Here is a 26,050-nt window from a genome sequence, read left to right as displayed (position 1 = left end):
CAGATTAAAAATATAATCGGGAAAACCGAGAGGAAGCTGCCTCAGCCAGCCTGACGCCTCTCTTCGTTCTCCTTCATCTGTTCGACCTCGGGAGATTCGTGAAATTCCTCGTTCCGGGGATCCAGCTCGGTCAGCACCGGAGAGGTCTCAGGCATGGCCGGTACAAAGTGCTCCTGCTCTGCCACCGGCACATCCTCGGTGTGACTGATGCGATAGCTGGTGATCAGCGCCAGCAGCACCAGGAATCCGGCGTTTCCCAGGAACAGGCCCCTGGGGCCCAGGAGCCCGATCAGCTCCGCCATGACGATGGGACCGATTACGCTACCGACGCCATAGCTGAGCAACAGGGTGGCGCTGGCCGAGACAATCCGGCTGCTTTCCAACCGGTCGTTGGTGATTGCCACCGCAATGGGATAAACGCTGGCCGACAGGCCGGTGAAAAGCCCCACCACCAGGGTCAGCAGAGCCAGATTCATCGGCTCCAGTACACCAACGACTCCGGCGGCCGCAGCCGCAACCAGTGCCACCCAGAACATGACCCGGCGGCGGTCAAACCGGTCACAGACCCGCCCCAGCGGCCAGGCCAGGACCATGGCCGCGACGATGGCGCTCGCCATGAAGGTAGAGGTCTTCGCCACATCCAGTCCCACCAGGGTGGCGTAGACCGGCCCCAGTGCGTAGAAACCGCCGATCATGACCCCACAGATCAGCGCCCCCGCAATCCCGGAGAAGGATTGCCGGGCCAGAGTAAAGATGGACATACGGCTGGCCTGTTCAATGGCCGGCGCTTCCATTCGGGTCAGTGACAGGGGAACGAGCGCCAGGACCAGCAGAATCGCGGCCAGCGAGAACGGCATGAAATTGGCCGGATCGCCTACATTGACCACCAACTGGCCGCCCGCCGCCGACAGGTAGAAGACAATCTGGTACACCGCAAACAGGGCACCGCGATTGGCATTGGTGGCGCGGCTGGAGAACCAGCTCTCGATCACCACGAGGACACTGGCAATACTGAACCCGGAGAGCACGCGCAGGAACGCCCAGAACACCATGGATACGGCCATAGGGTACATCAGCGATGCCACCGCGGCGATGGCCGCAAATACCGCAAAGGCCCGGATATGCCCTACCCGGCCAATCACCCGATGCACGTACAGGGTGCCGAGAACGAAACCGATGGAGTAGCACACCAGTACCCAGCCGATCACGTCCGGAGCCACCTGCTCGATACTCAACCGGATGCCCAGCAGGGTCATCAGGAAGGCATTACCGCTCACCAGCAAGACAATGCTGAGGATCAGTGCAGACAGAGAAGTGACCATTCGGGTCATGACAACGGCTCCGGGCGGCAGACAACAGACTTTAATTTTCGGGCAACAAGATAGCACCAGCCCCCGGCCTGTGCCGGAACGGAATTAGACCAGCGGCATCGAGTGCAGACTACTAGGGACTTCCCGAGACCCCGGAAATTTGCTCGAATAATCGCTGAATGGTCGCTAAACCTTGGGTTTACAGTGTTTTACATTAATGGCTCGTAACAGACCGGGTGACTCAGAGCAGGTAACATAAATTCAAGATACTCAATGGATCCGTGAGCGCCTGGATATGAAAAAGACGGACTGGCCCATCCGCTGGGATTTGCTGTTACGCTATCGACTGATCGAGACGATTGCCTTGTGGGAAGGTCGACTGACCACCAACCACATTTGCCACAGCTTTGGCATCGGCCGCCAGCAGGCATCCAAGGACATCAACACTTACCTGCGCGAGCTGGCCCCGGGCAACCTGCTGTATAACCGCCACCTCAAGGGTTACGTGCCCGCACCGAAATTCCGGCCCGTGGTCACCCGTGGCGAGGTCAACGAGTACCTCGACCTGCTCGCCCGCCAACAGAAACTGAGCCACACCTTCGAAACACTGGATCTGGGCCTGCCCGACAGTCACGTAGTCGCAGGTCCGAGCCGGGTGATCGCTCCGGAAGCCATGCGCGCCGTGGTGACCGCGACCCGCAATGGCCGGCAGTTGCGTGCCAGCTACACCTCGCTGAGCCGCCCCGAGCCGGTGGAAACCATTCTGGAACCCCATACCCTTGTGTGCACCGGTGACAGCTGGCACCTGAGAGCGTGGTGTGACTCCAATCGGGAGTTCCGGGACTTTGCCCTGAGCCGCCTGCGCACGATACCCGAAGCCCTGCGCCAGCGGGCCCGCCACACCTGCCAGCACGACGAGGACTGGACCCGGGAAGTCACCCTGGTGATCACACCGGACCACCGCCTGACCGAACCGCAGCAGGAGATCATCGCCCGAGACTATGGCATGCAAGACGGCCGACTGACCATTCGGACCCGGGCCGCACTGACTCCTTATGTCCTGTCACGCATGGGCATCACCTTTGACAACGAGCATCCGGACCCTCTGGTCCAGCAACTGGAGCTGGCCAACCCGGACGAACTGGGGTTCGGCAGCCGCAGGGAACAGGCACTCAAAGCCGTGGCCGGTCTCTGTTAGACTGCCCGGCGTGAAATTATCCGCGCTGTTTGCCGCCACGAATCTTGCCCTTTCTCTGCTGACACCTCTCGCGTCGGCAGCCACTGCCTGTGGCGGTGCCGCCACTCCCATTGCCCACATCCAGGGCAACGGAGACCACTCCCCCTTCACCGGTCAGACCGTGACCGTGGAGGGCATCATGACCCTCGACGCCCGGGGAAAAGGTGGTTTCCGCGGCTTTTACCTGCAACAGGCAGACGATCAAACCGACGACAATTCGGCCACCTCCGAAGCACTGTTTGTCTATAGCCGTCGCCAGCAGGGCAGCCGGGGCCAAAGGATTAGGGTGACCGGTGAGGTGAAGGAATTTCACGGGCTCACCGAACTGGTAAAGGTCCGGGAGCTGGAAGTATGCGGCCCCGGAACCTTGCCGGAGCCGGTCGCACTGAAGGCATCCAGGGCCAGCGCACACGAGGCCCTTGAAAACATGCGGATCTCCATTCCCGCGCCCCTGACCGTAATAGACAGCTACAACCTGGCGCGCTATGGCGAACTCACCCTGGCGCCCGAAGACCGGGTGATTGCCACCGAATACCTGCCACCCGGGCCGACATCAGGCAAGCTCGACAGCTCGGTCAAGGGTCAGATCACACTTGATGACGGCCAGGGCAAACGAGATCCACGGCCAGTGCCCTGGCCACCGGAAGGTCTCGGCGCCGACAACACCGTGCGTACCGGAGATACCCTGCGCGGGGTGCGAGGAGTGCTGGACTTCCGGTTCGGCCAATGGCGGGTCCAGCCCGAGTCACCACCGGAGTTTATGGCCACCAACCCCCGGGAGCTCGCACCAGAGCGGCCCGGCGGAGCGATACTGCGGGTGATGACCCTCAATCTGGCTAACCTGTTCAACGGCGATGGCCGGGGTGGCGACTTCCCGACCTCCAGAGGTGCAACAACCGAATCCGCCTACCGACAACAACAGACGCGTCTCGTCTCGGCCCTGACCGCCCCGGACCCAGACATCCTGGCGGTCAGCGAACTGGAAAACGACGGCTATGGTGAATACAGCGCCGCCGCCACACTGGCCAGGGCCATGGGCTCCCAATGGCGCTATATCCAGACCCCGGGGAATGACGGTAACGATGCCATCCGCACAGCCCTGTACTATCGCCAGGACCGGGTGGTCCCGGTCGGCGCGGCGGAACGGTTGACCAGCGGCCCCTTCCACAACACGGGCCGGCCGCCACTGGCGCAGGCGTTCCGGTTACGAAATGGTAAAGCGTCGGTTCGGGTGGTGGTTCCCCACCTCAAATCCAAATCCTGCCGCGGTGCCACCGGCCCGGACCGAGACCAGCGTGATGGCCAGGGCTGCTACACCCAACGCCGGATCCGGGCCGCCAGGGCAATCGCCGACTGGCTGGATCGCCTGCCCGCGCAGGTCGCGACAGCCGGGACCCTGATCACCGGGGATTTCAATAGCTACACTCGGGAAACACCGCTGCAGCTGCTCCAAAAACGGGGCTACACCAGCATGGTGGCGCATTATCACCCCTGCACGCCTGAGCAGTGCCCCCATTACACCTACCGTTACAAGGGCCGCAAGGGCTCGCTGGATCATGCCCTGGCTTCTGCCCGTCTTGCGGGGCAGGTCGTGAACGCCGTCACCTGGCGCATCAATGCCGACGAACCCAGATCGCTCGGCTACCAGTCTGATGTTGCACCCAACAGTGTCGGGCCCTGGCGCTCCTCGGATCACAATCCCGTCATCGTCGACATCCGGCTCTAGTGTCCCGTCTGGGTAATTCGCCTGATACCGGTGACTCCCGCGCCTGCACTGGAGGGCAGTCCAGCCAAGGCTGTCTGATCGCCGACAGGTAAACTGAAGAAGTGTCTCACTCCGACAGGACCTTTGATGAGAATTCCTGCTCCGAATTTCTGGCCCGCAGCCCGCACCGGCCAGCGCTGGCTACTGAATGCCCGGCGCCGGGTGACCAGTGTTGATGGCCACCGCATGGTTTACCTGGAGCGGGGCGAGCCCGGCCCTGACCGCCCGACGGTCCTGCTGATCCATGGCTTTGCGGCCATGAAGGAGAACTGGGCCTTGTGGCTGCAACGGTTGCCGCGGCACTGGCATCTGCTGGTACCCGATGTTCCCGGTCTGGGCGAAAGCGACTATTGGGAGGATGCCAGCTACCGTTATGTCGCCCAGGCGCTCCGCCTGCGCGAATGGCTTGCCGACCAACAAACGGACAACATTCACTTGGTCGGTAGCTCCATGGGAGGCGCCATCGCCGCCGTGCTGGCCCACGAGATGGCACTGGCACCACAATCCCTGACCCTGCTTAACAGTGCCGGCATTCCCGAGCATCCCGACGTGGACCTGGATACGCCGTTCGAGACAGATCGTGACGACCTCCTGATTCCGGAGGACTGGAAGGGCGTCTACCGAATGTTCAACAGCGTCGGCAACGGCAAGGCCACAGCCACCGGCATTGCCATGGCCGGGCTACTCGGGCCGGATCTGTTGAGCCGGACCGATGCCCTCCGGCATATCTTTGCGGACATGGTCGCCGACGCCCTGGCTCCGGCTCGCTACCTGGGGTCGGACACGCCGCCATTGCAGGTCCAGTGGGGGGACCGGGACGTAATTACCCCGACCCGGTGCGTCCGCTGGTTTGACACCGCAACGCCCGATGCCGAAGTGCATGTATTTCGTCGGGTCGGCCACTTGCCCATGCTTGAGGCCCCGGGCAAGTCAGCGGCCGTGCTGGAGCGGTTTGTTGAGCGCCATGCGCACTGACAGTGGCCCGACCGGCCTTGCGTCCCGTCAGAGCAGCCATGGGATTGCCCCGTCATCCCGGCATAATTCCTCACCATCACCGCCCCATTACATAACAAAAACAGCACTGAACGAGGAAACCCATGCGCGCCTCCGTCTCGACCGCTCAGGATCTGGGCATGCCGGCCATCTACCTGCACACCCTGGCCGAACTGCTACACTCGATTGGCGTCGACGAACAGGACCTTCTGCTCCGCGTCGGCCTCGACCCCACCCGCCTGAACTGTCCGGAACTCCGGGTAAGCCAGGCCCAGGCCAGTGAGTTTGTCACCCGCGCCATCATCGAAAGCGGGGAACCGGGTCTGGGCATCCTGCTGGCCCGGGAAATGAAGCTGCCCCTGCATGGCACCCTGGGTACGGCGGTGATGAGCAGTCGGACCCTGAGGGATGCCCTGGAACTGGTGACCCGCTATCTGACCCTTCGGGCACCCCACCTGAAGGTGAGCCGGCACAGGCTCGAAGGCAAGGCCCGCTATTCCGTGTCCTGCGACGTCGACCTGGGGCCGCTGCAGGGCTTTATCCTCGATGCCACCCTGTTTGGCTGCGTCTTCATGGGAGCCCAGCTGACCGGCGCACCGGTGGACGGCACACGAATCATCAGGCGAGGTCCGGAACCCCATTATTTCCCGAGGTTCCGCCAGATCATCCCGGTGCCCGTGGAATACGAAGCCCGTGAAGACGCGCTGATCATTCCGGAGAGCCGGTTGGCCCTGCCGATCCGGTTCACCAATGACCAATTGGCGGCCGCCTCCCGGGCCCAGTGCGAAGAGGCCCTGCAACGCCTGACCGAGGATGCCTGCTTCGCCACCCGGGTACGGCGGGTGATTGAAACCAGCCACCCGTTTCCGCCAAAACTGGCTCGGGTCGCCGGCACGCTCTTTGTCTCGGAACGGACCCTGAAACGGCGCCTGCAGGAGGAGGATGCCAGCTTCCAGAACCTGGTGGACCAGGTTCGGCTGGAACGGGCGGGGGAACTGCTCACCAGCACCGGTATGAACCTGAGCCAGATTGCCGATGCCCTGGGCTACGCCGACGCCGCCAACTTCACCCGGGCATTCAAGCGCTGGACCGGCGTCAGCCCGAGCCAGTACCGCAATGAAGCGCTCCGGCCGATGGCCACCGCCTGATCAGTCGATCCCGATGATCTTGTGCATCTGCAGGGTCAGGCGCCAGCGGGGATGGGCGAGGCAATAGTCGGTGGCCTTGCGGGTGTTACTCTGCTTGACCGGATCCTCACCGCTGGCAGGAAGGCTCGGGGAAGCCATGGGAGACAGGAAGTAGTGCCGGGCCCGGATATGCTCGAACCGCTCGGGCATGGCCAGCGGCTGGGGATATACCAACTTGAGCTCATCGCAGGCTTCGATAACCACGGGCGCATCCGCCTTGGGGCTGACACACAACCAGTCGATACCCTCCGGCGCCGGCAGGGTGCCGTTGGTCTCCACGCCGACTTCAAAACCGGTACGGTGGAAAGCGTCGATAAGCGCGTCGTCCAGCTGCAGCAGAGGCTCACCTCCGGTGCATACCACGTAGGGCCGGCCCGGGGCGTCGGGCCACAGACTGCGGATATGCCGGGCCAGATCGTCCGCGGTTTCAAACCGGCCGCCATTCTGGCCATCGGTGCCGACAAAGTCGGTATCACAGAAATCGCACACCGCGCTGGCGCGATCCCTCTCCCGGCCGGTCCACAGGTTGCACTTGCTGAACCGGCAGAAGACCGCCGCACGGCCCGCCTGGGCACCTTCACCCTGGAGCGTATAGAACGCCTCTTTGACCCGGTACATCAGGCCTGCTCCTCGTATTCCAGCGGATCGGTCACACCGTTGGCGGCAAAGGCCTCGAGCCGTTCCACGCACGAACCGCAGCGACCGCAGGCCTTGTCACGGCCGTTGTAACACGTCCAGGTCAGACTGTAGTCCAGCCCCAGTTTCAGGCCCTCGGCCAGGATTTCCCCCTTGTCCATTCGGATGAACGGCGCCTCGATAGCCACCGGCTCATAATTGGCCACGCGGCACACCACATCCATCTTCTCGACAAACTCGGGGCGGCAGTCCGGATAGATGGCATGGTCCCCACCGTGGGCGCCGAACCATACCGCGCAGGCACCCACGGTCACGGCGTAACCGGTGGCCAGGGACAGCAGGATCATGTTGCGGTTGGGCACCACGGTCGCCTTCATGCTGTCCTCCTCGTAGTGCCCCTCCGGCACCTCGATGTCGGAAGTCAGGGAAGAACCGCTCATGACTCCGGACATGGCACGGATGTCGATTTCCTTGTGGGAAATGCCCAGGTCCGCACATACCTGCCGGGCGCAATCCAGCTCACGAACATGGCGCTGGCCGTAATTGAAGGACAGGGCGTGGACCTGATAGCCACGGGCCCGGGCCAGGTTCAGCAGGGTGAAGGAGTCCATGCCTCCGGAATAGATTACAACTACGGTTTCAGTCATTCAGGCTCCCACAAGGTTCCGGGACAACAACGGCGTGTCATCGGGGTTTTACATTGAGTGGACATATTGTAACAGTGGACGCACAGGTTGGGTTCGCGTCTCGGGTACGGGGCGGGTAAACTCAACGAAAAACAACGCAGCAATGACCCTGATACCATGACCAGCGACTTCACTCCGGCATTCATCGATTTCGAGGCTTCAAGCCTGGATCTGATTGCGAGCTACCCGATCGAGGTGGGTATCTGCATGCCGGGCGGCGAACTGCACAGCTGGCTGATCCAGCCACATGTGCTCTGGCATGACTGGTCACAGAGCGCCGAACAGATTCACGGCATCTCCCGGGACACCCTGAACGAGGAAGGCAAGGCAGTGGAGGAAGTGGCTCACCACCTGAACCGCCTGCTGCCGGAGCAGGTATTCTGTGACGCCTGGACTTTCGACAGCTTCTGGCTGCACCGGCTGTTCCGGGCCGCCAACGTGCAACCCGAATTCCAGCTGGAATCGATCTCCATGCTGTTGAACAGCCAGCAGGTCCGGCAATGGTCGGGCATACGCCAGCAGGTAATCTCGGAACTGGGGTTACCCGTTCACCGGGCTGCCAACGACGCCCTCATCCTCCACAAGACCTGGCGGCGGATTATTTTCCAGGGCGAAGCCGCACTGCAATGAACTGCAGGCCGTCCTTGAGGGTATGCAGGGTCCAATAGGTCGCCACGGCCATCAGTGCCGCTCCAGCGACGGTAAAGCTCAGGTCATCCCCTACGGTCTTGTCCTGGGCCAGCACCATGTAAATCGCCAGGGCGGCGATCAGTGCTATTTCAACGATAAAATCAGAACGGAACTTGTTTCTGGCAGATCCGGGTTCGTCGGGCATTTGCTTAGGTTTCAACCTCTGTATTCAAAATAAGTTGATTGACAGGTTAGTGTGCAAATTATCGTCAATCAGGACTGATCATTCTGTACGAAGTAGTGGCTACGAACTTTCCGAGATGCCAAAAAAAACGCAGCCAAGACGGCTGCGTAGAAAGGAGAGATCCATTGATACCCGACTCGGCAGGTATCGCGGATTGCACAACGTAAAAACACGTGACGCTGCGAATTATCGGCTTGAGAGCCGTGCACGTCTGTACGGGTTTGCCGAAGCCAGCGGGCTCTTGCAAACCTTCCGATAGCCTATACACTGAGTAGTGAACCGAAACCAAAGAGCCGGTATGACCAGGATGATTTTACAGTTCATTGTTTACCCAGCCGCTGATTGCCAGAAAGGGCAGTCTGCGCGCGCCATGGTGAAAGACATCTAACGGCTTTCGGTCAGTCCCGGGAGCCTTTGCAGCGACCGGGTCAGGTTCTCCGCCAAACCCCGGTTGCCCTCGGCTCCGGGGTTTTTGTTTTTGCAGCCGCAAAACGACAAGGAGAACATCATGAAAAGACATCCGACAACACGTGCGGCGAACCAGCCGATGGGCAACCGCCAAGGCGCAATCAAGCGCCCGGAGAAGCTGCCGCTGCTGGATGCGATCTGCAAGAAGCTGAACCAACGCGTCAATCTGGATGACGAGCAGCGGGTGCTTGGACTGTATGAGCGAGGCTGGATTTTCAACGGTGTGCTGGCCAACCTCAGTGGCGCCGAGGCCCGGTATGTGCGGGCGCTGGCGACGCGCTACAACTCCTGGATTGCCCGCCAGGTAGCCTGAGCAGGCAGCCAGCCCGAAACAGAAAGTCTGAACCGGTCAATGTTGCCGGTTCAGTCCCCCCAGCGTCGCCATCTCACCACCGTGGACCATGGCGTAGTTATTGATCACATCGTGTATCTTGTCCTGTGAGTAGGGCTTGACCACGTAGCCGTTGGCACCGGCACTGATCGCCCACTGGATACTGTCGATGGAATCGTCCGCTGTCACCAGCACAATGTGCTGCTCTTCCCGCCGCTGCTTGAACTGCTGCATCAGTTCATGACCATCACCATCTGGCAGTCCCAGATCCAGCAGGATGACGTGGTACTCGCGGGCGTCGAATGCCTGCCTCGCTGAACCCACATCGACCGCCTCGGTCACTTCCGTGGCACCAGCCCGGTAAAGCATCTCCACCAGGCGTTCCCGCATCAGGGGGTCGTCTTCCACAACCAGAACATTCAGATCCGTCATTGGTTTTCTCCACTGATTCCTTGGCTGTTCCGCATTTTCAAGTAAGTCCGGTTACAACCGGTCGCTGCCAGCGCGCCGGGGCAGGTCCAGGGGGGCTGGCCGGGGCCCGCTGTCCTGCTGCGGCCCCTCCGCCATTGGCCCATCTTCCTGCCCCACCACCAATGCTTCAGTTCCGAACCGGGTCAGGAGGTTGCTAATGCTCACCGCAGTGCTGTATAGCGATATGGCGATAATCAGCAATACCGGCTGGACGAAAGCGACAAAGCCGGGAACTTCCTCGTTACCGACAATGCTCAGCATCAGGATAATGGAAGGACCCAGCACCACGAACAGGGTCAGGGCAATAAAGAAGACGATCCGCTCCTTGTAGCGCCCCAGCTCCCGGTTGGTCACCAGGCCCAGGACAAACTTGCCGATTGCCAGTCCCGCCAGAATGGCCGCGGCAATGCTCAGGTCCGGCCGCATCAGGGTATCGTACAACCGCCCGTCCCAGAGCCGTTGCATACCAATCACCAGGAACGGAAAGAGCACGAACAGGATATCCGCGTAGGTTCCGTACATCATACTCAGGGAGTGCTGTTCACTGTATTGGGGCGACCTGTCTGTCATGGCGTTTTCCTGTTGTTTCTGTTTTCGGAGACAAGGGGCGATGTCGCCTTAGCCCCACGGGCACGGTCTATCATTTCATCGAGTGCTGCCAACTCACTGCGAACCCTGTCCCAGTTCGGCTCGCTATCGTCCTTCAACAAAGCTTCAAGAATCCCGGCCTGCCGGGTCATTGCAGGGTACCCCATGGCGCCGGCGGTCCCCTTGATATGGTGCGCCTCGGTACGCAGGACATCGGCCTGTCTGTCCGCAAGCGCGCCGTCCATCACCTGTTTGCGCTGCGCCAGGCGCTCCAGAAAGCGCGCCAAGAGCGCAGCAAATTCCCGGTCTTCGGACGAATCCCGAACCTCCCGGCCGGTACTGGCGAGATAGCGGGCCAGGATGGCCTCCAGGCGGGACTGGTCTATCGGTTTATTCAACACCCCGTCACAACCGGCTGCAAGCAGGGCATCAGTTTCCTGCTGATCACCCGCGGTAAAGGCCATGATCGGGCGCCGAAAGCCGGCCTGGCGAAGCAGCTTTGTCGCTGCCACACCATCCAGCCCGGGCATGTGCCGGTCCATCAGCACCAGCTGCACCGTGTCCGACAGCGCCGTGCGCACCGCCTGGTCTCCGGAACCGACCGCAATCACCTCCAGGCCCAGCCGGCGCAGCATGCGCTCCACCAGCTGCCGGTTCTCCTCGTTGTCCTCCACGACCAGTACCCGGCCCCGGCAGTCGCGGCGCCGGTGCGACACGGCATCATGGTGAACCACCAGGTAGCGGGCCAGCACCTCGTAGAAAAGTTGCTTGTCGATGGGTTTGGCCAGGTGCTCATTACAACCGGCCCGGCGGTAATCGGCAATGTCCTCGGCCATGACATTGGCGGTCAGGGCAATGACCGGTGTATTCACACCCGCCTCCCGCAAGGCTGCCGTGGCGTCCCGACCATTCATCACCGGCATCTGGATATCCATCAGGATCAGATCGAACGGCTCCCGTATCGCCTGCTCCAGGGCTTCGGCACCATTCACCACGTGTACCAGGTCCGCACCCGTGCGTGACACCAGCAGGGACACCAGACGACGGTTTACCTCGTTATCCTCGGCACAGAGAATGCGCCCGGTCAACTGGGGCGCAGTCACCATGGGTATGGCACGCCGGCGTTGGCTGAGTTCCGAGGTATCCCGGAGAAAATGAACCTGATCCAGCGGGCCGGTGCGGATTGCCAGTTCGAATTCGCTGCCCTCACCGTAGGTGCTGGCCACCGTGATATCCCCACCGAGCAGCTCCGCCAGTCGCCGGGAGATACTCAACCCCAGGCCGGTACCGCCATACTGGCGTGATATCGCGGCGCTACCCTGGGCAAACGGGTCGAACAACCGGCGCAGCTGTTCCGGCTTCATGCCGATCCCGGTATCGACCACCCTGGCCACCAGCATTTCAGCCTCAGGATCACACCGAATCTCAAGGGAAATCGAGCCTTTTTCCGTAAATTTCAGCGCATTTCCGCACAGATTTATGATGATTTGACGGAAGCGGGTAGGGTCGGTGCGGATCTGCTCCGGCAGCGGATACTCGCAGATGATGGAGAAATCCAGGCCCTTCTCCCGGGCCCGTGGGGTAAAGAAGGCCCGAATTTCGTCCAGCAGCTCCGGCAGATTGACCGGAATCACATCCACATCGAGTTTGTTGGCTTCAATCTTGGAATGGTCGAGGATGTCGTTTATCAGATCGAGCAGGTGGCGACCGCTGCGCACCACGGTTTCGGCGCTGCTCTTCTTTTCCGTCTCAGTCAGGTCCGGATCCAGCAAGGTCTCTCCGTACCCGATGATCGCTGCCAGCGGAGTGCGGATCTCGTGACTCATGTTGGCCAGGAACTGGCTCTTGGCCTCGGCCGAGTTGCGTGCCAGTTCTTTCTCCAGCCGCTCCTGTTCCCGCTCCCGCTCGATTCGCTGGCGCTGGCGACTCTCGGTCACATCGATACACGTGCCCTCCAAATGGGTGGGCTCACCATCGGAATCGTAGGCGGTATGCAGGGAGATGGTGGCCCAGCGTTCCTCGCCATGCCGGGTCAGGTAACCGGCTTCGATACCCTTCACGATGCCCCGGGCTTTCAGTTGTTCCACCACCAGGCGCCGCAGGCGGTCATCGGCGATACAGGTTTCCAGCACATCGGGATTATGCCGCAGCAGCTCCCGGCTGCTGTTGTAACCGAGCATCCGGGCCATGGCCGGGTTGGCCGTGAGGAGCCGGCGATTCGGAGACATCTGGAACACCCCCTCCACGGCATTATCGAACAGCGACTGGTAACGGCGAAGGTTGGCCAGTGCCCGCTCGCTCCAGCCCAGTGCCTCCCCCTGCACCTGCTTGATGCGGTCAGCCAGGGCAAAAGAGAACAGGATGATCTGGGCGGTGAGGCCAAACTGTGGTGAATAGCTGGTGAAGGTATTCAGTGGCAGGTAACCCATGACCGTCAGGGCATAGATCCCGAACCCGATCAGAGCCAGAGTCCAGGCGAAGAAATAGGACCGTGCCGCCGGGTTGTAGTACCGCCAGGACAGATAACTGACCACGATCAGAATGATGCTGAGCAGGATGGAGCCGAGCACGATCCACTCCATCGCCACGTGGTAGGGCAGGAAGAAACAGAGTACAAAGGTGGTCCCGACCGAATACAGGCAGAGAAGGATAATCTGGTCCAGATCCCTCGAACGTTCCCGGGTCTCCAGCAGCGAACGGGCCATCAGCAGGCCCCAGAACCATGTCAGCACTATCTGGAAATGCAGGTATTCCTTGTTGAACAGGGCCGGACGGCTGTCCAGCAGCTGCACTCCGTGGACCTGCTCGGTAAAGATAGAGATCGTAGCTGAGACCAGGTACAGGACGTAATAGATGTTACTGCGCTCGCGCACGGACACGGCGACGAACATGTTGTAGGCCAGGATCGCCATCACCGCTCCCAGAAGGACACCGCGGACCGCTTCATCCACGGAAACCTTCTCGATGTAACTGTCTGGATGCCAGAGGCTGATGGGCAGGCGGAAGGTATTGGTGTTGGTAATCCTCAGGTACACCGTGTTGACGGTGTCCGGCGCCAGCTTCAGACGGAAAGTCGGGTTGGGAACGGCCAGGTCCCGCTCCTTCCAGTTATCCTGGTACCCGGCCTGACGCTGGTCCACCAGCTTACCGTCACGCACCAGGAAAAGGTTGACCTGATCCACCAGGGGCAACGCCAGCTCCAGGATCCAGTCCGTCCGGGCCGCGCCGGACCGGGGCTCCAGCTCCATGCGGGTCCAGTACGCGGATTCGGTATAACCAAAGTTGAGCACACCGCCTTCGTGACGGGTGAAGGCCCCGGGCTCCAGCGCCTGCACCTCCCGGAACGTCATGGATTGGCCGGGATCTTCCAGATACCGGACGCAACTGCCCAGGTTCCGGATACTGCTGGTGCTACGGTCGAGCACTAGCTTGCCGTCACGGCAGAGGTCGTCTGCCGCGGCCGTCGAAGGCAGCATAACCAGCGCCAGCAGCACGCATGTCAACAGGGCCGGGGCCAAAATCAGGTTTGTGAGCCGTTGCTGCAAAATGTGATCTCCGCGAGGGCAGATGCCGGTGTTATGTTTTATTGTCAGCATTCGGGCCGAAGCGGGCCCCGCGCGCATCCACTTTAGCGGTTAATAATCCGTAACGCATCTCAGGGCCTTCTGAAATGAGACATTCCTGCATTTTCGCTGTCGTTTCCCTCGCTTTGGTGAACCTTGGCGGTTGTGGCCTCGAGGATACCGGCCCGTCAGCCCTGAACCCGGCCACCAACGTGGACCTGGTGTTTTCCAGCTTCACCCTGACCGAACAGACCGCCACCACCCTGTTCAACGACCTTTCGCTGGCCGTCGAACCGACTGCGTCGGACGACACCCAAGCCAGTGCCATGGCCAGGGACATTCGCCAGCAGCTGTCGGTGTTTCTGGATATTGTTTACGGGGAGGCCGCACCTCCGGCCATCGCCTCCGTGCGTAACCCCCTGGACCTCATGCGTCGGGTCATTGGTGAAGGTGAGATCGCAAACTTTGTGGAGGCCCGTCAGTACATTAGTGACCGGATCGACGCCGGCGAAGCTGGTGAGTACAGCAACACCACCAATGATGTGTCTGTCCGTTTCACCGATCAAGGCGCGGTCGAGGAAGGTTTGCCGGTGGCGGATTATGAGTGGCGTTATCCGATCGTCAAATGGGTCTACACCCCGGACACATCCAACCGGGTAACCCGGGTGTTTACCTGGGCCTCCTCCGGCACCTTCCCGGAGGGCAGCACCCGGCCAAGCGCGACCCTGGGGACCGAATTCCTGCCCCGGGATTTTCTGGCCACCGGCTACAATGATCAGGCCCGCCTGCACAGCGAAGGCAGCATTGTCATCACGGCCGAGCGGGAGATGGCGTTTGTCCGCGAGTACGACGGGCTGAATACAGATACCATCAATATCGACGGCACCAACACTGGCACCGATCAGGGCACTACCGGTGGTCCGGAATTCTCGTTTGCCGGCAAGACGGTGGACTGCCTGAAGATCCGGATGCATTACGCTGAGAAACGGGTCGAGGTGTTTACTTCACTGGATCAGCCACCGCGGGTGGAGGATCCTGATAATCCCGGAACGCTGATGGCCAATCCGGATTACTGCCTCAACCTGGACGCCGCAACTGATAGTTATCAGACCGTGGACACCGGGCTGCGCACCTGAAGCGGTGATCAGCGGGGGCCACTGTCCTTGAGGTTCCAGCTCTGCAGAAAACCCTTCTTGCGATCGAGCAACCGTTGGTAGGTCGAGATCAGAATATCGGCGTGAGGCGCCCGGCTCAGGCGCAGGCTCACAATCCGGCGTTCGAGATGTTCGACTTCCGAGCTGATGCGTTCACGCACATGGCTGCGGACACTGTCATGATGATCGAGCTTCACAGCTCGACGAATCGGTTTTTCGGGGGAAGCTGGCTTGTCCATTTGCGGCCTCGTGCATTGAGTCATGAATAATCCCTATTCGTTCAGCGAGAGTCTGCCCCTTTTTCCGGTATCCTGCAATAAAATGAATACAGTTTCACTTTTTTTGACGCTTTTGGAGGCAGGACCCGTCGACCAGCACATTACACGACGAATCCCCTGCTATAGTTCCTTGTAGCATCAAACCCCCAAACCGGCCAATTCCGGCCCGGAATGAATCGAGCACGCCATGATCCAGACCACCATTGCCGACACACTGCGCGAATACCAGTCCCTGCTGGAACTGCTGGACGATGCCTACTGGGAAGCAGGCACGATCCAGCACAAGGACATGCTGTACGACATCATCAGCGTTCTCAGTCAGGAGATTGCGGAGATCAACAAGCTGAACACCCAGGACCACCACTACCCCTACGAGGTCATCACCGAGGGAATGCGGCGCCTGGTGCCCAAACTGGAGCGGCTGGATGAACAGCGTGAGGACGTGATTCAGCGCACCCAGACGCTGACCGATTTCCGGGACCTGCTGTCATCGGTGCTCGGCATCCTCGAAGCGCAGGTCCAGACCCTGTAATCAGGCGGCTACCAATGGCCGCTGGGTCTCCGGGATCAGAGGGAACTGCCGGCATACGGTATAGACAAACTTCGCCAGCGCCGGCAGGTGGTGCGCGACAATCGGCATCCCGGTATTGAGCAGGCTCACGGAAATATCGCGGGACGGATCGGCCCAACACAGCTTGTTGATCAATCCCACGTGACCGAAGGCGTACCGGCTGTTCGGTCCCCACAGACCCACAGGATTGCCACCGAGCATCATGCCCGCGCTGAACCGCATCGGAACCAGCATGGTACGGTCGATCTGCAGGGAGCCGAACTGCTGGATGGCGCGCTTTACCGTGATTTCGCTGCAGATCCGCCGGCCATCCCACACCCCCCCGTTGAGCATCATCTGGAAAAAACGGCCCATTTCCTCGGCCGTTCCACACAGGTTGCCGGCCGGAATGACCGCTTCCTGAAAACGTGGATCATTGGTCACCGACTCCACCGTTCCGATATCGCCCCCCAAAGCCCGGCGCACCACCCAGGACACCGGGAAACGCGGGGTCGGTCCGGTGGCATAATTGACCGCCAGGTCATTTAGGTGGTCCGGGGCAATGCCATAGGTGAACCACTTCATACCCATGGGCTTGCGCAGGTGCTTGTCCAGGTAGTTCTCGATGGTATCGCCGGTGACCTTTTCCAGCACCCGCTGCAACACGAAACCACCGGTAATCGCGTGGTAGGCAACCTTGGCGCCATCTACCTCCACTGGCCGGGCCTGGCACAGGATTCGCCAGATCTCCTCCCGATCCCAGAGCACCTCGATTGGAGTTTCCCTGGGAATAGCAGGAATCCCGCCCCGGTGGGAAAGGATCTGGTGAACGGTAATGGTTCGCTTGCCACCACGGGCGAACTCCGGGCAGTAATAGGAGACCGGATCCATCAGGTTTACCAGCCCCTGCTCTGACAGCATGTGCATCAGCAACGCGGTAACCGCCTTGGAGGCCGAGAAATAGCAAACGGGGGTGTCCGTGGTCATTGGCACCCGCACCACATCCCGGCGGTCGTGTGGCCCGTTGCCACTGGCATGACCGATGGCCCGGTGCAGAACCTGGTGGCCCCGGTGCCGGACCGAAACCTGGATACCGGGGTGGACTCCGGTGCGGTAAAGGGCTTCGACACTCTGCCAGACCGCCTCGACGGTTTCCCGGCTGATACCTGCTGCATCCGGGTGTTCGCCTGCTGCGTCCCTGCAGGTCACGGAACTCAGGTCTTTGGGAATCAATGAGGTGTTGAGGGCACGGCGGGCAATGGGGATCATGGCTGTTACTCTGACATCGTGGACTATTTTTATTGTAGTGTGGACAGCCGGAGCCACCGAGGCATTGGCCAAAGTGGAACGGCAAGCACGTCACTGATTGCACTCAGCCGCCGGCACCCTTTCGGTCATTATGATCCCCATCGATGTCCGGCGCCATGACTACGCAGTTCCGGCCCCGGCTCTTGGCGGCATACATGGCCCGGTCAGCGGCCGCACAAAGCGAGGCCCCGTCGGTACCCTGGTCCGGGTAGACCGCCACCCCGACACTGATGGTCATGGGAACGGCCGGGCCCTCATCCAGCGCATGAAGCTGGTCGCTGACCCGATGGCGAATACGCTCTGCGGTTTCATGGGCTTCACGGACTCCCATCTCGGGCAGGATTATGACAAATTCCTCACCGCCGAACCGGCCCACCGAATCTACGCTACGAACACTGTCCTCCAGCAGCTTGCTGATGGACTTGAGAACTATGTCGCCGGAAGCGTGGCCGTAGGTGTCATTGATTTCCTTGAAGTGGTCAAAATCAATCCACAGCAAGGCCATGGGGCGATTATAGCGGCGCGCCCGCTCCAGCTCTTCCTCCAGCAGGCGCGCGCTTTCCCGCCGATTGTACAGGCCGGTCAGGGGATCACGGGTCGCCAACTCCTCCAGCTCATCCTCCAGCAACTTGCGATCGGAGATATCCAGGATGACTCCTTCCAGCAGCATTTCACCATCATCATCCTCGACACCGCGACCACGCTCCCAGACCCAGATCGGCCTACCATCCTTTCGGACCAGCGGGTATTCGATGGAAAACGGTTCCCGATTCTCAACGGCGTGGCGAACCTCATCGAGCACCTTTTCGCTACTCTCGGGGTCGGCAATCAGCTCGGCAAAACTGACCTTACGGTTGCGGACCAGCTCCCCCGGCAGATAGCCGGTCAGTCGCTCGCAGCCCTGGGACACAAACAACATGGTCCAATGCTCGTCAAAACGACACCGGTAGGCCATGCCGGGGAGGTTGTCCATAAGGACCGAGAGCTGGCGTTCCCGTTGGCGCAACGCCTGGCGCTGATCATACTGCAGCGCCAGCAACTTGCGATCCTTGTGAAACTGCCGAAAGGTGGCGGCAAACAGAACGGCGCCAGTTACCATCACGAACAGGAACCCTTTCCAGGCCTGTACCAGGGACAGGGTGTCAGCGTCTGAAAACCAGGCTTCGACCAGGCGATCCGAGAAAACGATCCAGACCAGTCCGACCGCGATATAGATCGCAGCCGCCCACAGTGCCCGGCGGGCGGGACCCCGGTGATCGGACAATCGCCTGTTCCGCTGCTTGTCGACACCGGTTGAAGCCATGGATACCCTGTTATCAGATAACGATGCTGGATAGTTACGAAAATAGCCGCACCGAACCCATAAGTCGAGCATAATGCCAGTCGCCCCGCCAATCACAGCAGGAGTAGCCATGACCCCCGGAATCAATGTGGCGAAGAAAGCCAGGGTCAGCCACCGGATTCACGAATACGAGCACGACCCCAACAGCGAGAGTTACGGCATCGAGGCGGCGGAGAAGATCGGCGCCGATCCGGCCCGGGTGTTCAAGACCCTGGTGGCCTCGGTGGACAATCGCGAACTGGTGGTGGGTGTACTCCCTGTGACGGCCATGCTCAGCATGAAGCGGATTGCCAAGGCAGTCGGCGGCAAGAAGGCGACCCTGGCGGACAAACAGGAAGTCCAACGGGCCACCGGCTATGTTCTGGGCGGCGTCAGCCCCCTGGGCCAGAAACGACGTCTGAAAACTTTCATTGACCAGTCCGCCCGCAACTTTGACACCATCTATGTCAGCGCCGGTCGCCGGGGGCTGGAAATCGAGCTGGCGCCGGAGGACCTGGCGCGCCTGACCTCGGCAGATTTCAGCCCGTTGCAGCAGGAGTAAGACGTGTCCCACTCAATGGATCTGTTCTTCATTGGGGGAATCATGCTCCTGGCATTGGGAGCGCACGCCCTGGGTCAAAGACTGCATGTTCCCCGCGTTACGCTGCTTCTGATGCTGGGAGCACTCGCCGGACCCCAAATGCTGGATGTAGTCCCTGCGCGGGCCAGCGAAAACTTCGGTCTGGTAACCGAGCTGACCCTCGCCATTGTCGGTTTTCTGCTTGGCGAACGGATGTCTTTCCGCGACCTGCGCCAGGGGCGTCAAGCTATCATTATCAGCCTCTCGGTAACCCTGTTCACGGCATTGGTGATCTTTCTCGCAACCTGGGCGGTGACCCATAACCTTGCGGCGTCTCTTCTTCTGGCCGCCATTGCCACCGCCACCGATCCGGCAGCGACCCTGGACGTCATCAGGGAAACCGAATCCCGGGGACCCCTTACCCGCGTAGTCGCACAGGTGGTTGCTATCGACGATGCCTGGGGAGCCATCCTCTTCAGTATCCTGCTGGTATTTGCCGAACTGCTCGCTGGCAATGGCGCCACCGTAATGGAAACCATGACTCACGGGGTAACCGAGGTCGCTGGTGCGCTTATTCTGGGTGTGCTACTGGGCCTGCCCATGGCCTGGATGACCGGCCGCCTCAAGCCCGGCGAACCCATGCTACTGGAATCGGCGGGCTTCGTTTTTCTGGCTGCGGGTATCGCCGGTGCGCTGGAGGTTTCCTACCTGCTGACCTGCATGGCCCTTGGCGTCACGGTGGCCAATGCCGCCCGACATCATATTCGTCCGTTCCGATCCATCGAGGGCATTGCCGAGCCGTTTCTGGCCATGTTCTTCTTCCTGGCCGGTTTCGGTCTGGACTGGTCGTTATTGCCGACACTCGGCCTGCTCGGCGCGGTTTACGTTGTCGCCCGGATTGCCGGGCGGATACTGGGAGGATATGCGGGAGGCCTGCTCGCCGGTTCGGAACGCGAAATCCGATTACGCAACGGCGCCTGCCTGCTGCCACAAGCGGGGGTTGCGATGGGCCTGGCGCTGGTGGCAACGGACCGAATGCCGGAACTGACGTACTTGTTGCCACTGGTGATCGGCACGACGGTCCTTTTTGAAGTTCTCGGCCCACCGGTCACGATGTACAACCTGCGACGCGCAGGCGAAAGCGGTCGGGGTTTTGAGGAAGAGACGGATGAGGACTGATAGCAGGCAATAAAAACCCGGAGAACCAAACGGCTGTCCGGGTTTACGGGGCCGGGTCGGGAACCCGGCCCTGATCCTGAAGTCTTATTTCACGGATGCACGGGCATCCTCGAGGATCGTGTTGAGGGTCTTGCTCGGCTGCATGATCTCGCAGACCTTCTCCATCGGCGGGTGATAGTAACCACCGATATCCGCGGGATGACCCTGCACTACCGTCATCTCTTCCAGGATCTTGTCCTTGTTCTCTTCCAGCTGCTTGGACAGCTTGGTGAAGAACTCCTTCAGTTCCTTGTCTTCATCCTGTTTGGAAAGCTCTTCCGCCCAGTAGCGGGCCAGGTGGAAGTGGGAACCGCGGTTATCCAGCTCGCCGGTCACCCGCGACGGAGACTGGTTGTTTTCCAGCAGTCGCTCGGTGGCCTTGTCCAGAGTCTGGCCCAGCAGGCGGGCGCGCTCGTTGTGCTGCTTCTCACCCAGCTCGTCCAGTGACACCGCAGTGGCCAGGAATTCACCCAGGGAGTCCCAGCGCAGGTGGTTTTCCTGGATCAGCTGTTGCACGTGCTTCGGCGCGGAACCACCGGCACCGGTCTCGTACAGACCACCGCCGTTGAGCAGCGGTACGATGGACAGCATCTTGGCACTGGTACCCAGCTCCAGGATCGGGAACAGGTCGGTCAGGTAGTCACGCAGCACGTTGCCGGTCACGGAGATGGTGTCCAGACCACGGATCAGACGCTCCATGGTCCAGCGGATGGCGCGCACCGGAGACATGATGCGGATATCCAGACCCTCGGTGTCGTGATCTTTCAGGTACTTCTCGACCTTCTTGATCAGCTGGGCATCGTGGGCACGCTCGTCGTCCAGCCAGAACACCGCCGGCATACCGGTGGCGCGGGCACGGCTGACCGCCAGCTTGACCCAGTCGCGGATCGGCAGGTCCTTGGTCTGGCAGGCACGCCAGATATCGCCTTGCTCGACGTTGTGCTCGGTCAGCACGGTGCCGTCCTCGGTCACCACGCGGACAATGCCGTCTTCCTTGATTTCGAAGGTCTTGTCGTGGGAACCGTATTCCTCGGCCTTCTGCGCCATCAGGCCAACGTTGGGCACGGTACCCATGGTGGTCGGATCAAAGGCACCGTGGGTCTTACAGAAGTTGATCACTTCCTGGTAGATGGTGGCGTAGGTGGACTCCGGCATCACGGCCTTGGTGTCCTTGAGCTTGTTGTCCCGGGCCCACATCTTGCCGGAGTTACGGATCATCGCCGGCATGGAGGCGTCGACGATCACGTCGCTTGGCACGTGCAGGTTGGTGATGCCCTTGACGGAATCCACCATGGCGATTTCCGGACGGTGCTCGTAGCACGCGTGCAGGTCTTCCTGGATCTGCTCCTGCTTGGATTCCGGCAGCTGCTTGATCTTCTCGATCACGCTGGAGAGGCCGTTGTTCGGGTTCACGCCGATTTCGTCGAACAGCTCACCGTACTTGTCGAACAGATCCTTATAGAAAACCTTCACCGCGTGACCGAACACGATCGGGTGGGAGATCTTCATCATGGTGGCTTTCACGTGCAGGGAGAACATGACACCGGTCTTCTCACAGTCTTCGATGGCATCTTCGAAGAATTTGACCAGGGCTTTCTTGCTCATGAACATGCCGTCCAGCACTTCGCCTTCCTGCAGTGGCAGGTCGGATTTCAGGACGGTCTGCTCGCCCTTCTTGTTCTCGAACACGATGCGGGCGTTGGTGGCCTTGTCCAGGGTTACGGACTGCTCGCTGGAGTAGAAGTCGCCACCACGCATGTGTGCCACGTGGGTACGGGAGGCCGGGCTCCACTCACCCATGGTGTGCGGGTGTTTGCGGGCGAAGGCCTTGACCGCGGCCGGGGCACGGCGGTCGGAGTTACCTTCGCGCAGTACCGGGTTGACGGCACTGCCCAGAACCTTGCTGTAACGGGCGTGGATTTCCTTCTCTTCGTCGGTCTCCGGATGCTCCTTGTACTCGGGCACCTTGTAGCCCTGCTCGTTCAGCTCCTTGATGGCTGCGCGCAGCTGGGGGATGGACGCGGAGATGTTCGGCAACTTGATGATGTTGGCGTCCGGATCCTTGGTGTACTCACCCAATTCAGCCAGGGCATCCGGAACCCGCTGGTCTTCCTCGAGGTAGTCGGGAAACGCTGCCAGGATACGCGCCGCGAGAGAGATATCACTGGTTTCGAACTCGATACCAGCCGGCTTGGCGAAGGTTTCCAGGAGGGGAAGCAGTGACCGGGTGGCGAGGGCGGGGGCCTCGTCGGTCAGTGTGTAGACAATCTTGGCTTTGGATGATGTCATTTTCGTCCTCAGGCTATTGGGTGGGTTCAGGACGGTCATTGCGGGGGCAGGCGTCTTTTGGACGCCCGGCCTGTGCCATGACTGATTTGGGAACTTTTGATAGACCTACTAAGATATCATTTTTTGGTGATTTTTGGTTACGATCTTAGTATAAGAACGGACTAAAAATGCCGTATCTTCGGTTACGGGACGATGAAATGGCGGAAATTTACGAAATTTTCTAACATTATGAGTTTGGAGTGGCGCGGTGTGGGAAGGGGCATCCGAAACCCGCTCCTTCGGCACGTCCCTGTGACGCTTGAGCTCCGTCATCCATGGCTCCGCACAGTTTCGGATGCCCCTTCCCACACCGCTTGGCAGACTGCAAAGTTAACATCAAAGCGCCCAGGAACCCCCTTTTCTGAGCGCCAAGTTGTCAACAATCCACCGGCTATCCAGTCAGATTATTCCGCCGGCAGCAGGTTCGCCCCAGCCAGCCGCTCCCGGATCTGGTCCAGGGCTTCCGGATTACCCAGGGCATCCCGGTTATCGGCTTTTTTCGAGCCGTTGATCAGCCGTGCCACCGCCAACTCTACCTTCTTGCCGCTACGGGTGTAGGGAATGTCCGGCACTTGGACGATGTGCCTGGGCACGTGCCGGGGGCTGGCGCCTTCGCGGATTCGGGTTTTGAGCTGTTGTTTCAGGTCGTCGGTGACTTCCTGGCCGTCGGCGGGTACGACCAGCAGGACGACTTCCACGTCACCTTCGATCTGGCGGCCGACCACGAGGCTGTCTTTGACTTCGGGGATGGTTTCCACCTGGCGGTAGATTTCGGCGGTGCCAATGCGAACGCCGCCGGGGTTGAGGGTGGCGTCGGAGCGGCCGTAGATGATGGCGCCGCCGTGTTCGGTGAATTCAATGAAGTCGCCGTGGGCCCAGACGCCGGGGAAGGTGTTGAAGTAGGCGTCGCGGTAGCGTTCACCGTTCCGGTCGTCCCAGAAGCACACGGGCATGGACGGCAGGGGCTGGCGGCAGACGAGTTCGCCGCGGCCTTCGCTGACTGGTTTGCCGTCATCGCCGTAGGCGACGGCGTCGACGCCGAGGAAACGGCACTGGATTTCACCGCGACGGACCGGCAGCAGCGGGGTGGAACCCACGAAACAGCCGCAGATGTCGGTGCCGCCGGCGATGGAGCCGAGCAGGGCATTGGGGGCGCCGTCGCTGTACACCCAGTCATAGTCTTCCGGCAACAACGGGGAGCCGGTGGAGAACACCACCCGCAGTTTGCTCTGGTCCAGGGTTTTCGCGGGCTGGAGCTCGCCTTTCCGGCAGCCGGCAATGAATCGCGCGCTGGTGCCGAAGTGGGTGACTTTTTCTTCGGCAACGGTGTCCCACAAAAAGTTGAGGCTGGGATAGCCCGGAGAGCCGTCGACGGTAATGACGGCCGCGCCAGTCAGCAGGGCGGAGGCCTGCCAGTTCCACATCATCCAGCCACAGGTGGTGAAGTACAGGAAGCGGTCCTCGGGGCCGACGTCACCGTGCAGCATCAGTTCCTTGGCGTGGTTGACCAGCAGGCCAGCGGTGCCGTGGACGATGCACTTGGGTTTGCCGGTGGTGCCGGAGGAATACAGGATGTACACCGGATGATCCGGGTCCATGGGGGTAAAGGATGGGGCCTGTCCCCCGCCCAAGGCCAGGGCGTCTTCCCAGGTGGTGATCAGCTCACCGGGGATGGGGGCTTCATCCGGCAGTTGCGGGATGCTGACGACGGTCCTGAGGGACGGCAGGCCGGCGATCAGTTCGGCGAAGTCGTCCTGGCGGGCGAACACCTTGCCGCCGTAGCCATAGCCGTTCACCACGATCAGGGCCGCGGGCTCAATCTGCCCGAAGCGGTCATTGATGGCACCGATGCCAAAGTCCGGGGAGGCGGAACTCCAGATGGCACCCATGCTGGTGGAAGCCAGCATGCCCACCATGGCCTCGTAGCCGTTGGTGACCACACCCGCGACCCGGTCGCCCTGTCCGACTCCCTTGCTGCGCAGAAAGGCCTCCAGGGCCCCGGCATCGGCTTTCAGCTCGGCGTAGGTCTTGCGCAGCACCGGGCGGGTCTCGCAGTAAGCGACCACCGCCTCGCGGTCGGCATAGTCTCCGTCCGCCAACCGTAGCAGGTTGGCAGCGAAGTTCAGTTTCATACCGGGGAACCACTCGGCCCCAGGCATCTCGCGCTTGCCCAGCACCTTTTCGGCTGGCGTGTCACAGACCAGGCCGCAGTAGTCCCAAACCTTCCGCCAGAAGGTATCGAGGTCGCTGATCGACCACTGGTGCAGGGCATGGTAGTCGGCAAACGGACCGAATCCCTGCTGCTCCAGCCAGGCCTTGAATCGGCCCATGCGGGATTGGGTCAGGGTGGTTTCCGTAGGAGACCAGACTACCGGTGATTGTTCTTCATTGCTCATCCGTCTCTCCTGAATGTTACTGCATATGCCAGCCGTGACTGACCACGATGGACTGGCCAGTCAGGGCAGCGGACGGGAAAGCAGCCAAGTGAACGGCCAGTTCCGCCACGTCTTCGAGGGTGGTGAATTCCCCGTCCACTGTGTTCTTAAGCATGACTTTGCTGATCACTTCCTTTTCGGAAATGCCCAGCTCCCTGGCCTGTTCCGGGATCTGCTTATCCACCAGAGGCGTGCGCACAAACCCGGGGCAGATGATATTGCTCCGCACTCCGTGTTCGGCGCCCTCCTTCGCGACCGCCCGGCAAAGCCCCAGCATGCCGTGCTTGGCCGCCACATAAGGCGCCTTCAGAGGCGAGGCTTCCAGCGAATGCACCGAACCCATGTACAGCATGGTACCGCCACCGTTCTTGTACATATGCTTCAGGGTCGCGCGAGTCACCAGGAACGCCCCGTCGAGATGCACGCTCATAACCTTGCTCCAGTCGGAATAAGCAAGCTTGTGCACCGGGTCGATGTGCTGAACGCCGGCATTCGCCAGAGCGATGTCCAAACCACCCCACTGTTTAACCACAAGGTTTACGTTTACGTCAACCGCATCTTCATCGGTAACATCCATTTCGAGCGCCATGGCAGTGCCTCCGGCCTGCTCGATGGCAGTCACGGTTTCCTGTGCGGTTTCCAGACTCAGGTCTGCCACGGCGACTTTGGCGCCTTCCCGGCCGTATGCTTCGGCGATGGCTCGGCCGATACCTCGGCCGGCACCGGTAATCAGGGCAATCCGGTTTTCCAGACGCATGGTTATTTTCTC

At 60.8% G+C, this 26,050-nt stretch carries 23 protein-coding genes; 10 read left to right on the top strand and 13 right to left on the bottom strand.

Translation table 11 applies throughout. The annotated features are described in order from the left end of the window. Positions 1–41: 41 nt before the first annotated feature. Positions 42–1,331 carry an MFS transporter gene (locus R6W86_RS03685; RefSeq protein WP_410328039.1) on the bottom strand — a complete coding sequence of 430 codons (1,290 nt, stop codon included), beginning with the start codon at positions 1,329–1,331 and terminating at the stop codon, positions 42–44. Positions 1,332–1,605: 274 nt separating this feature from the next. Here R6W86_RS03685 and R6W86_RS03680 point away from each other — a divergent pair, with 274 nt between their 5' ends. The 4 genes from R6W86_RS03680 to R6W86_RS03665 all read left to right on the top strand — a co-directional run bounded on the left by R6W86_RS03680 (position 1,606) and on the right by R6W86_RS03665 (position 6,453). After that, a complete protein-coding gene (locus tag R6W86_RS03680; RefSeq protein ID WP_410328038.1) occupies positions 1,606–2,508 on the top strand; it encodes a helix-turn-helix transcriptional regulator in 903 nt (300 codons plus the stop codon). A 10-nt stretch (positions 2,509–2,518) separates the two neighbouring features. Further along, positions 2,519–4,273: an ExeM/NucH family extracellular endonuclease gene (locus R6W86_RS03675; RefSeq protein ID WP_410328037.1), complete on the top strand. Its 1,755-nt coding sequence runs from the start codon at positions 2,519–2,521 to the stop codon at positions 4,271–4,273. A 126-nt stretch (positions 4,274–4,399) separates the two neighbouring features. Further along, positions 4,400–5,287 carry an alpha/beta fold hydrolase gene (locus R6W86_RS03670; RefSeq protein WP_410328036.1) on the top strand — a complete coding sequence of 296 codons (888 nt, stop codon included), beginning with the start codon at positions 4,400–4,402 and terminating at the stop codon, positions 5,285–5,287. Positions 5,288–5,409: 122 nt separating this feature from the next. Further along, the gene (locus tag R6W86_RS03665) at positions 5,410–6,453 is read left to right on the top strand and encodes an AraC family transcriptional regulator ligand-binding domain-containing protein (protein WP_410328035.1); all 1,044 of its coding nucleotides are present in this window, start codon (positions 5,410–5,412) and stop codon (positions 6,451–6,453) included. On the opposite strand, the gene queE is transcribed toward R6W86_RS03665, so the two are convergent. Both queE and queC read right to left on the bottom strand, forming a co-directional pair. Beyond that, positions 6,454–7,110, bottom strand: coding sequence for a 7-carboxy-7-deazaguanine synthase (gene queE / locus R6W86_RS03660; protein WP_410328034.1), 657 nt, complete (start codon positions 7,108–7,110; stop codon positions 6,454–6,456). Next, entirely contained in the window at positions 7,110–7,775 is a 666-nt protein-coding gene (queC, locus tag R6W86_RS03655) for a 7-cyano-7-deazaguanine synthase QueC (RefSeq protein WP_410328033.1), read from the bottom strand. The genes queE and queC overlap by 1 nt, the downstream gene beginning before the upstream one ends. Positions 7,776–7,931: 156 nt before the next feature. On the opposite strand from queC, the gene R6W86_RS03650 reads away from it, so the two are divergent. Beyond that, the gene (locus R6W86_RS03650) at positions 7,932–8,444 is read left to right on the top strand and encodes a hypothetical protein (RefSeq protein ID WP_410328032.1); all 513 of its coding nucleotides are present in this window, start codon (positions 7,932–7,934) and stop codon (positions 8,442–8,444) included. Here the strand turns inward: R6W86_RS03650 and R6W86_RS03645 are convergent. Continuing rightward, the gene (locus tag R6W86_RS03645; RefSeq protein WP_410328031.1) at positions 8,413–8,649 is read right to left on the bottom strand and encodes a hypothetical protein; all 237 of its coding nucleotides are present in this window, start codon (positions 8,647–8,649) and stop codon (positions 8,413–8,415) included. The genes R6W86_RS03650 and R6W86_RS03645 overlap by 32 nt on opposite strands. Before the next feature lie 547 nt (positions 8,650–9,196). Between R6W86_RS03645 and R6W86_RS03640 the strand changes: the two genes are divergently transcribed. Continuing rightward, entirely contained in the window at positions 9,197–9,469 is a 273-nt protein-coding gene (locus tag R6W86_RS03640; protein WP_410328030.1) for a hypothetical protein, read from the top strand. Positions 9,470–9,505: 36 nt separating this feature from the next. On the opposite strand, the gene R6W86_RS03635 is transcribed toward R6W86_RS03640, so the two are convergent. Genes R6W86_RS03635 through R6W86_RS03625 form a run of 3 tightly spaced genes read right to left on the bottom strand, consistent with a single transcriptional unit; the run spans position 9,506 to position 14,022 of the window. Next, complete coding sequence (locus tag R6W86_RS03635) at positions 9,506–9,919, bottom strand: response regulator (RefSeq protein WP_410328029.1); 414 nt, start codon at positions 9,917–9,919, stop codon at positions 9,506–9,508. A gap of 51 nt (positions 9,920–9,970) precedes the next feature. Next, on the bottom strand, positions 9,971–10,528 hold the full coding sequence (locus tag R6W86_RS03630) for a hypothetical protein (protein ID WP_410328028.1): 558 nt from the start codon (positions 10,526–10,528) through the stop codon (positions 9,971–9,973). Beyond that, a complete protein-coding gene (locus R6W86_RS03625; protein ID WP_410328122.1) occupies positions 10,525–14,022 on the bottom strand; it encodes a response regulator in 3,498 nt (1,165 codons plus the stop codon). The genes R6W86_RS03630 and R6W86_RS03625 overlap by 4 nt, the downstream gene beginning before the upstream one ends. Before the next feature lie 194 nt (positions 14,023–14,216). On the opposite strand from R6W86_RS03625, the gene R6W86_RS03620 reads away from it, so the two are divergent. Beyond that, complete coding sequence (locus R6W86_RS03620) at positions 14,217–15,245, top strand: hypothetical protein (protein ID WP_410328027.1); 1,029 nt, start codon at positions 14,217–14,219, stop codon at positions 15,243–15,245. Positions 15,246–15,253: 8 nt separating this feature from the next. On the opposite strand, the gene R6W86_RS03615 is transcribed toward R6W86_RS03620, so the two are convergent. Next, positions 15,254–15,502, bottom strand: a complete 249-nt coding sequence (locus R6W86_RS03615; protein WP_410328026.1) for a hypothetical protein — start codon at positions 15,500–15,502, stop codon at positions 15,254–15,256. 226 nt (positions 15,503–15,728) lie between these two features. Between R6W86_RS03615 and R6W86_RS03610 the strand changes: the two genes are divergently transcribed. Further along, the gene (locus R6W86_RS03610) at positions 15,729–16,073 is read left to right on the top strand and encodes a hypothetical protein (protein WP_410328025.1); all 345 of its coding nucleotides are present in this window, start codon (positions 15,729–15,731) and stop codon (positions 16,071–16,073) included. On the opposite strand, the gene R6W86_RS03605 is transcribed toward R6W86_RS03610, so the two are convergent. Further along, the gene (locus R6W86_RS03605) at positions 16,074–17,360 is read right to left on the bottom strand and encodes a serine hydrolase domain-containing protein (protein WP_410328024.1); all 1,287 of its coding nucleotides are present in this window, start codon (positions 17,358–17,360) and stop codon (positions 16,074–16,076) included. Between the two features lie 103 nt (positions 17,361–17,463). Next, positions 17,464–18,702, bottom strand: coding sequence for a diguanylate cyclase (locus R6W86_RS03600; protein ID WP_410328023.1), 1,239 nt, complete (start codon positions 18,700–18,702; stop codon positions 17,464–17,466). A 109-nt stretch (positions 18,703–18,811) separates the two neighbouring features. Here R6W86_RS03600 and ybaK point away from each other — a divergent pair, with 109 nt between their 5' ends. Continuing rightward, complete coding sequence (gene ybaK, locus R6W86_RS03595) at positions 18,812–19,282, top strand: Cys-tRNA(Pro) deacylase (RefSeq protein WP_410328022.1); 471 nt, start codon at positions 18,812–18,814, stop codon at positions 19,280–19,282. A gap of 3 nt (positions 19,283–19,285) precedes the next feature. Continuing rightward, positions 19,286–20,479 (top strand): cation:proton antiporter, encoded by a 1,194-nt coding sequence (locus R6W86_RS03590; RefSeq protein WP_410328021.1) that lies wholly within the window; start codon positions 19,286–19,288, stop codon positions 20,477–20,479. Between the two features lie 84 nt (positions 20,480–20,563). Here R6W86_RS03590 and R6W86_RS03585 read toward each other — a convergent pair whose 3' ends face one another. The 3 genes from R6W86_RS03585 to R6W86_RS03575 form a co-directional block, all read right to left on the bottom strand. After that, positions 20,564–22,807: an NADP-dependent isocitrate dehydrogenase gene (locus R6W86_RS03585; RefSeq protein ID WP_410328020.1), complete on the bottom strand. Its 2,244-nt coding sequence runs from the start codon at positions 22,805–22,807 to the stop codon at positions 20,564–20,566. 443 nt (positions 22,808–23,250) lie between these two features. Then, positions 23,251–25,242 carry an acetoacetate--CoA ligase gene (locus R6W86_RS03580; protein WP_410328019.1) on the bottom strand — a complete coding sequence of 664 codons (1,992 nt, stop codon included), beginning with the start codon at positions 25,240–25,242 and terminating at the stop codon, positions 23,251–23,253. Positions 25,243–25,258: 16 nt separating this feature from the next. Further along, positions 25,259–26,038: a 3-hydroxybutyrate dehydrogenase gene (locus R6W86_RS03575; protein WP_410328018.1), complete on the bottom strand. Its 780-nt coding sequence runs from the start codon at positions 26,036–26,038 to the stop codon at positions 25,259–25,261. Positions 26,039–26,050 lie beyond the last annotated feature (12 nt).

This window comes from Marinobacter sp. (assembly GCF_046484525.1).
GTDB lineage: Bacteria > Pseudomonadota > Gammaproteobacteria > Pseudomonadales > Oleiphilaceae > Marinobacter.
The sequence above is the reverse complement of the archived record's forward strand: the minus strand, read 5'-3'. Positions and strand labels throughout refer to the sequence as shown.

Bases quoted from the DNA above. Each gene is read 5' to 3' on its own strand.
- R6W86_RS03615 (WP_410328026.1), bottom strand. From the start codon at position 15,502: ATGGACAAGCCAGCTTCCCCCGAAAAACCGATTCGTCGAGCTGTGAAG.
- R6W86_RS03630 (WP_410328028.1), bottom strand. From the start codon at position 10,528: ATGACAGACAGGTCGCCCCAATACAGTGAACAGCACTCCCTGAGTATG.
- R6W86_RS03670 (WP_410328036.1), top strand. From the start codon at position 4,400: ATGAGAATTCCTGCTCCGAATTTCTGGCCCGCAGCCCGCACCGGCCAG.
- R6W86_RS03665 (WP_410328035.1), top strand. From the start codon at position 5,410: ATGCGCGCCTCCGTCTCGACCGCTCAGGATCTGGGCATGCCGGCCATC.
- R6W86_RS03625 (WP_410328122.1), bottom strand. From the start codon at position 14,022: ATGCTGCCTTCGACGGCCGCGGCAGACGACCTCTGCCGTGACGGCAAG.
- R6W86_RS03580 (WP_410328019.1), bottom strand. From the start codon at position 25,242: ATGAGCAATGAAGAACAATCACCGGTAGTCTGGTCTCCTACGGAAACC.
- R6W86_RS03680 (WP_410328038.1), top strand. From the start codon at position 1,606: ATGAAAAAGACGGACTGGCCCATCCGCTGGGATTTGCTGTTACGCTAT.
- R6W86_RS03605 (WP_410328024.1), bottom strand. From the start codon at position 17,360: ATGATCCCCATTGCCCGCCGTGCCCTCAACACCTCATTGATTCCCAAA.
- R6W86_RS03650 (WP_410328032.1), top strand. From the start codon at position 7,932: ATGACCAGCGACTTCACTCCGGCATTCATCGATTTCGAGGCTTCAAGC.
- R6W86_RS03585 (WP_410328020.1), bottom strand. From the start codon at position 22,807: ATGACATCATCCAAAGCCAAGATTGTCTACACACTGACCGACGAGGCC.
- ybaK (WP_410328022.1), top strand. From the start codon at position 18,812: ATGACCCCCGGAATCAATGTGGCGAAGAAAGCCAGGGTCAGCCACCGG.
- R6W86_RS03635 (WP_410328029.1), bottom strand. From the start codon at position 9,919: ATGACGGATCTGAATGTTCTGGTTGTGGAAGACGACCCCCTGATGCGG.
- R6W86_RS03575 (WP_410328018.1), bottom strand. From the start codon at position 26,038: ATGCGTCTGGAAAACCGGATTGCCCTGATTACCGGTGCCGGCCGAGGT.
- queC (WP_410328033.1), bottom strand. From the start codon at position 7,775: ATGACTGAAACCGTAGTTGTAATCTATTCCGGAGGCATGGACTCCTTC.
- R6W86_RS03645 (WP_410328031.1), bottom strand. From the start codon at position 8,649: ATGCCCGACGAACCCGGATCTGCCAGAAACAAGTTCCGTTCTGATTTT.
- R6W86_RS03600 (WP_410328023.1), bottom strand. From the start codon at position 18,702: ATGGCTTCAACCGGTGTCGACAAGCAGCGGAACAGGCGATTGTCCGAT.
- R6W86_RS03610 (WP_410328025.1), top strand. From the start codon at position 15,729: ATGATCCAGACCACCATTGCCGACACACTGCGCGAATACCAGTCCCTG.
- R6W86_RS03620 (WP_410328027.1), top strand. From the start codon at position 14,217: ATGAGACATTCCTGCATTTTCGCTGTCGTTTCCCTCGCTTTGGTGAAC.
- R6W86_RS03685 (WP_410328039.1), bottom strand. From the start codon at position 1,331: ATGACCCGAATGGTCACTTCTCTGTCTGCACTGATCCTCAGCATTGTC.
- R6W86_RS03640 (WP_410328030.1), top strand. From the start codon at position 9,197: ATGAAAAGACATCCGACAACACGTGCGGCGAACCAGCCGATGGGCAAC.
- queE (WP_410328034.1), bottom strand. From the start codon at position 7,110: ATGTACCGGGTCAAAGAGGCGTTCTATACGCTCCAGGGTGAAGGTGCC.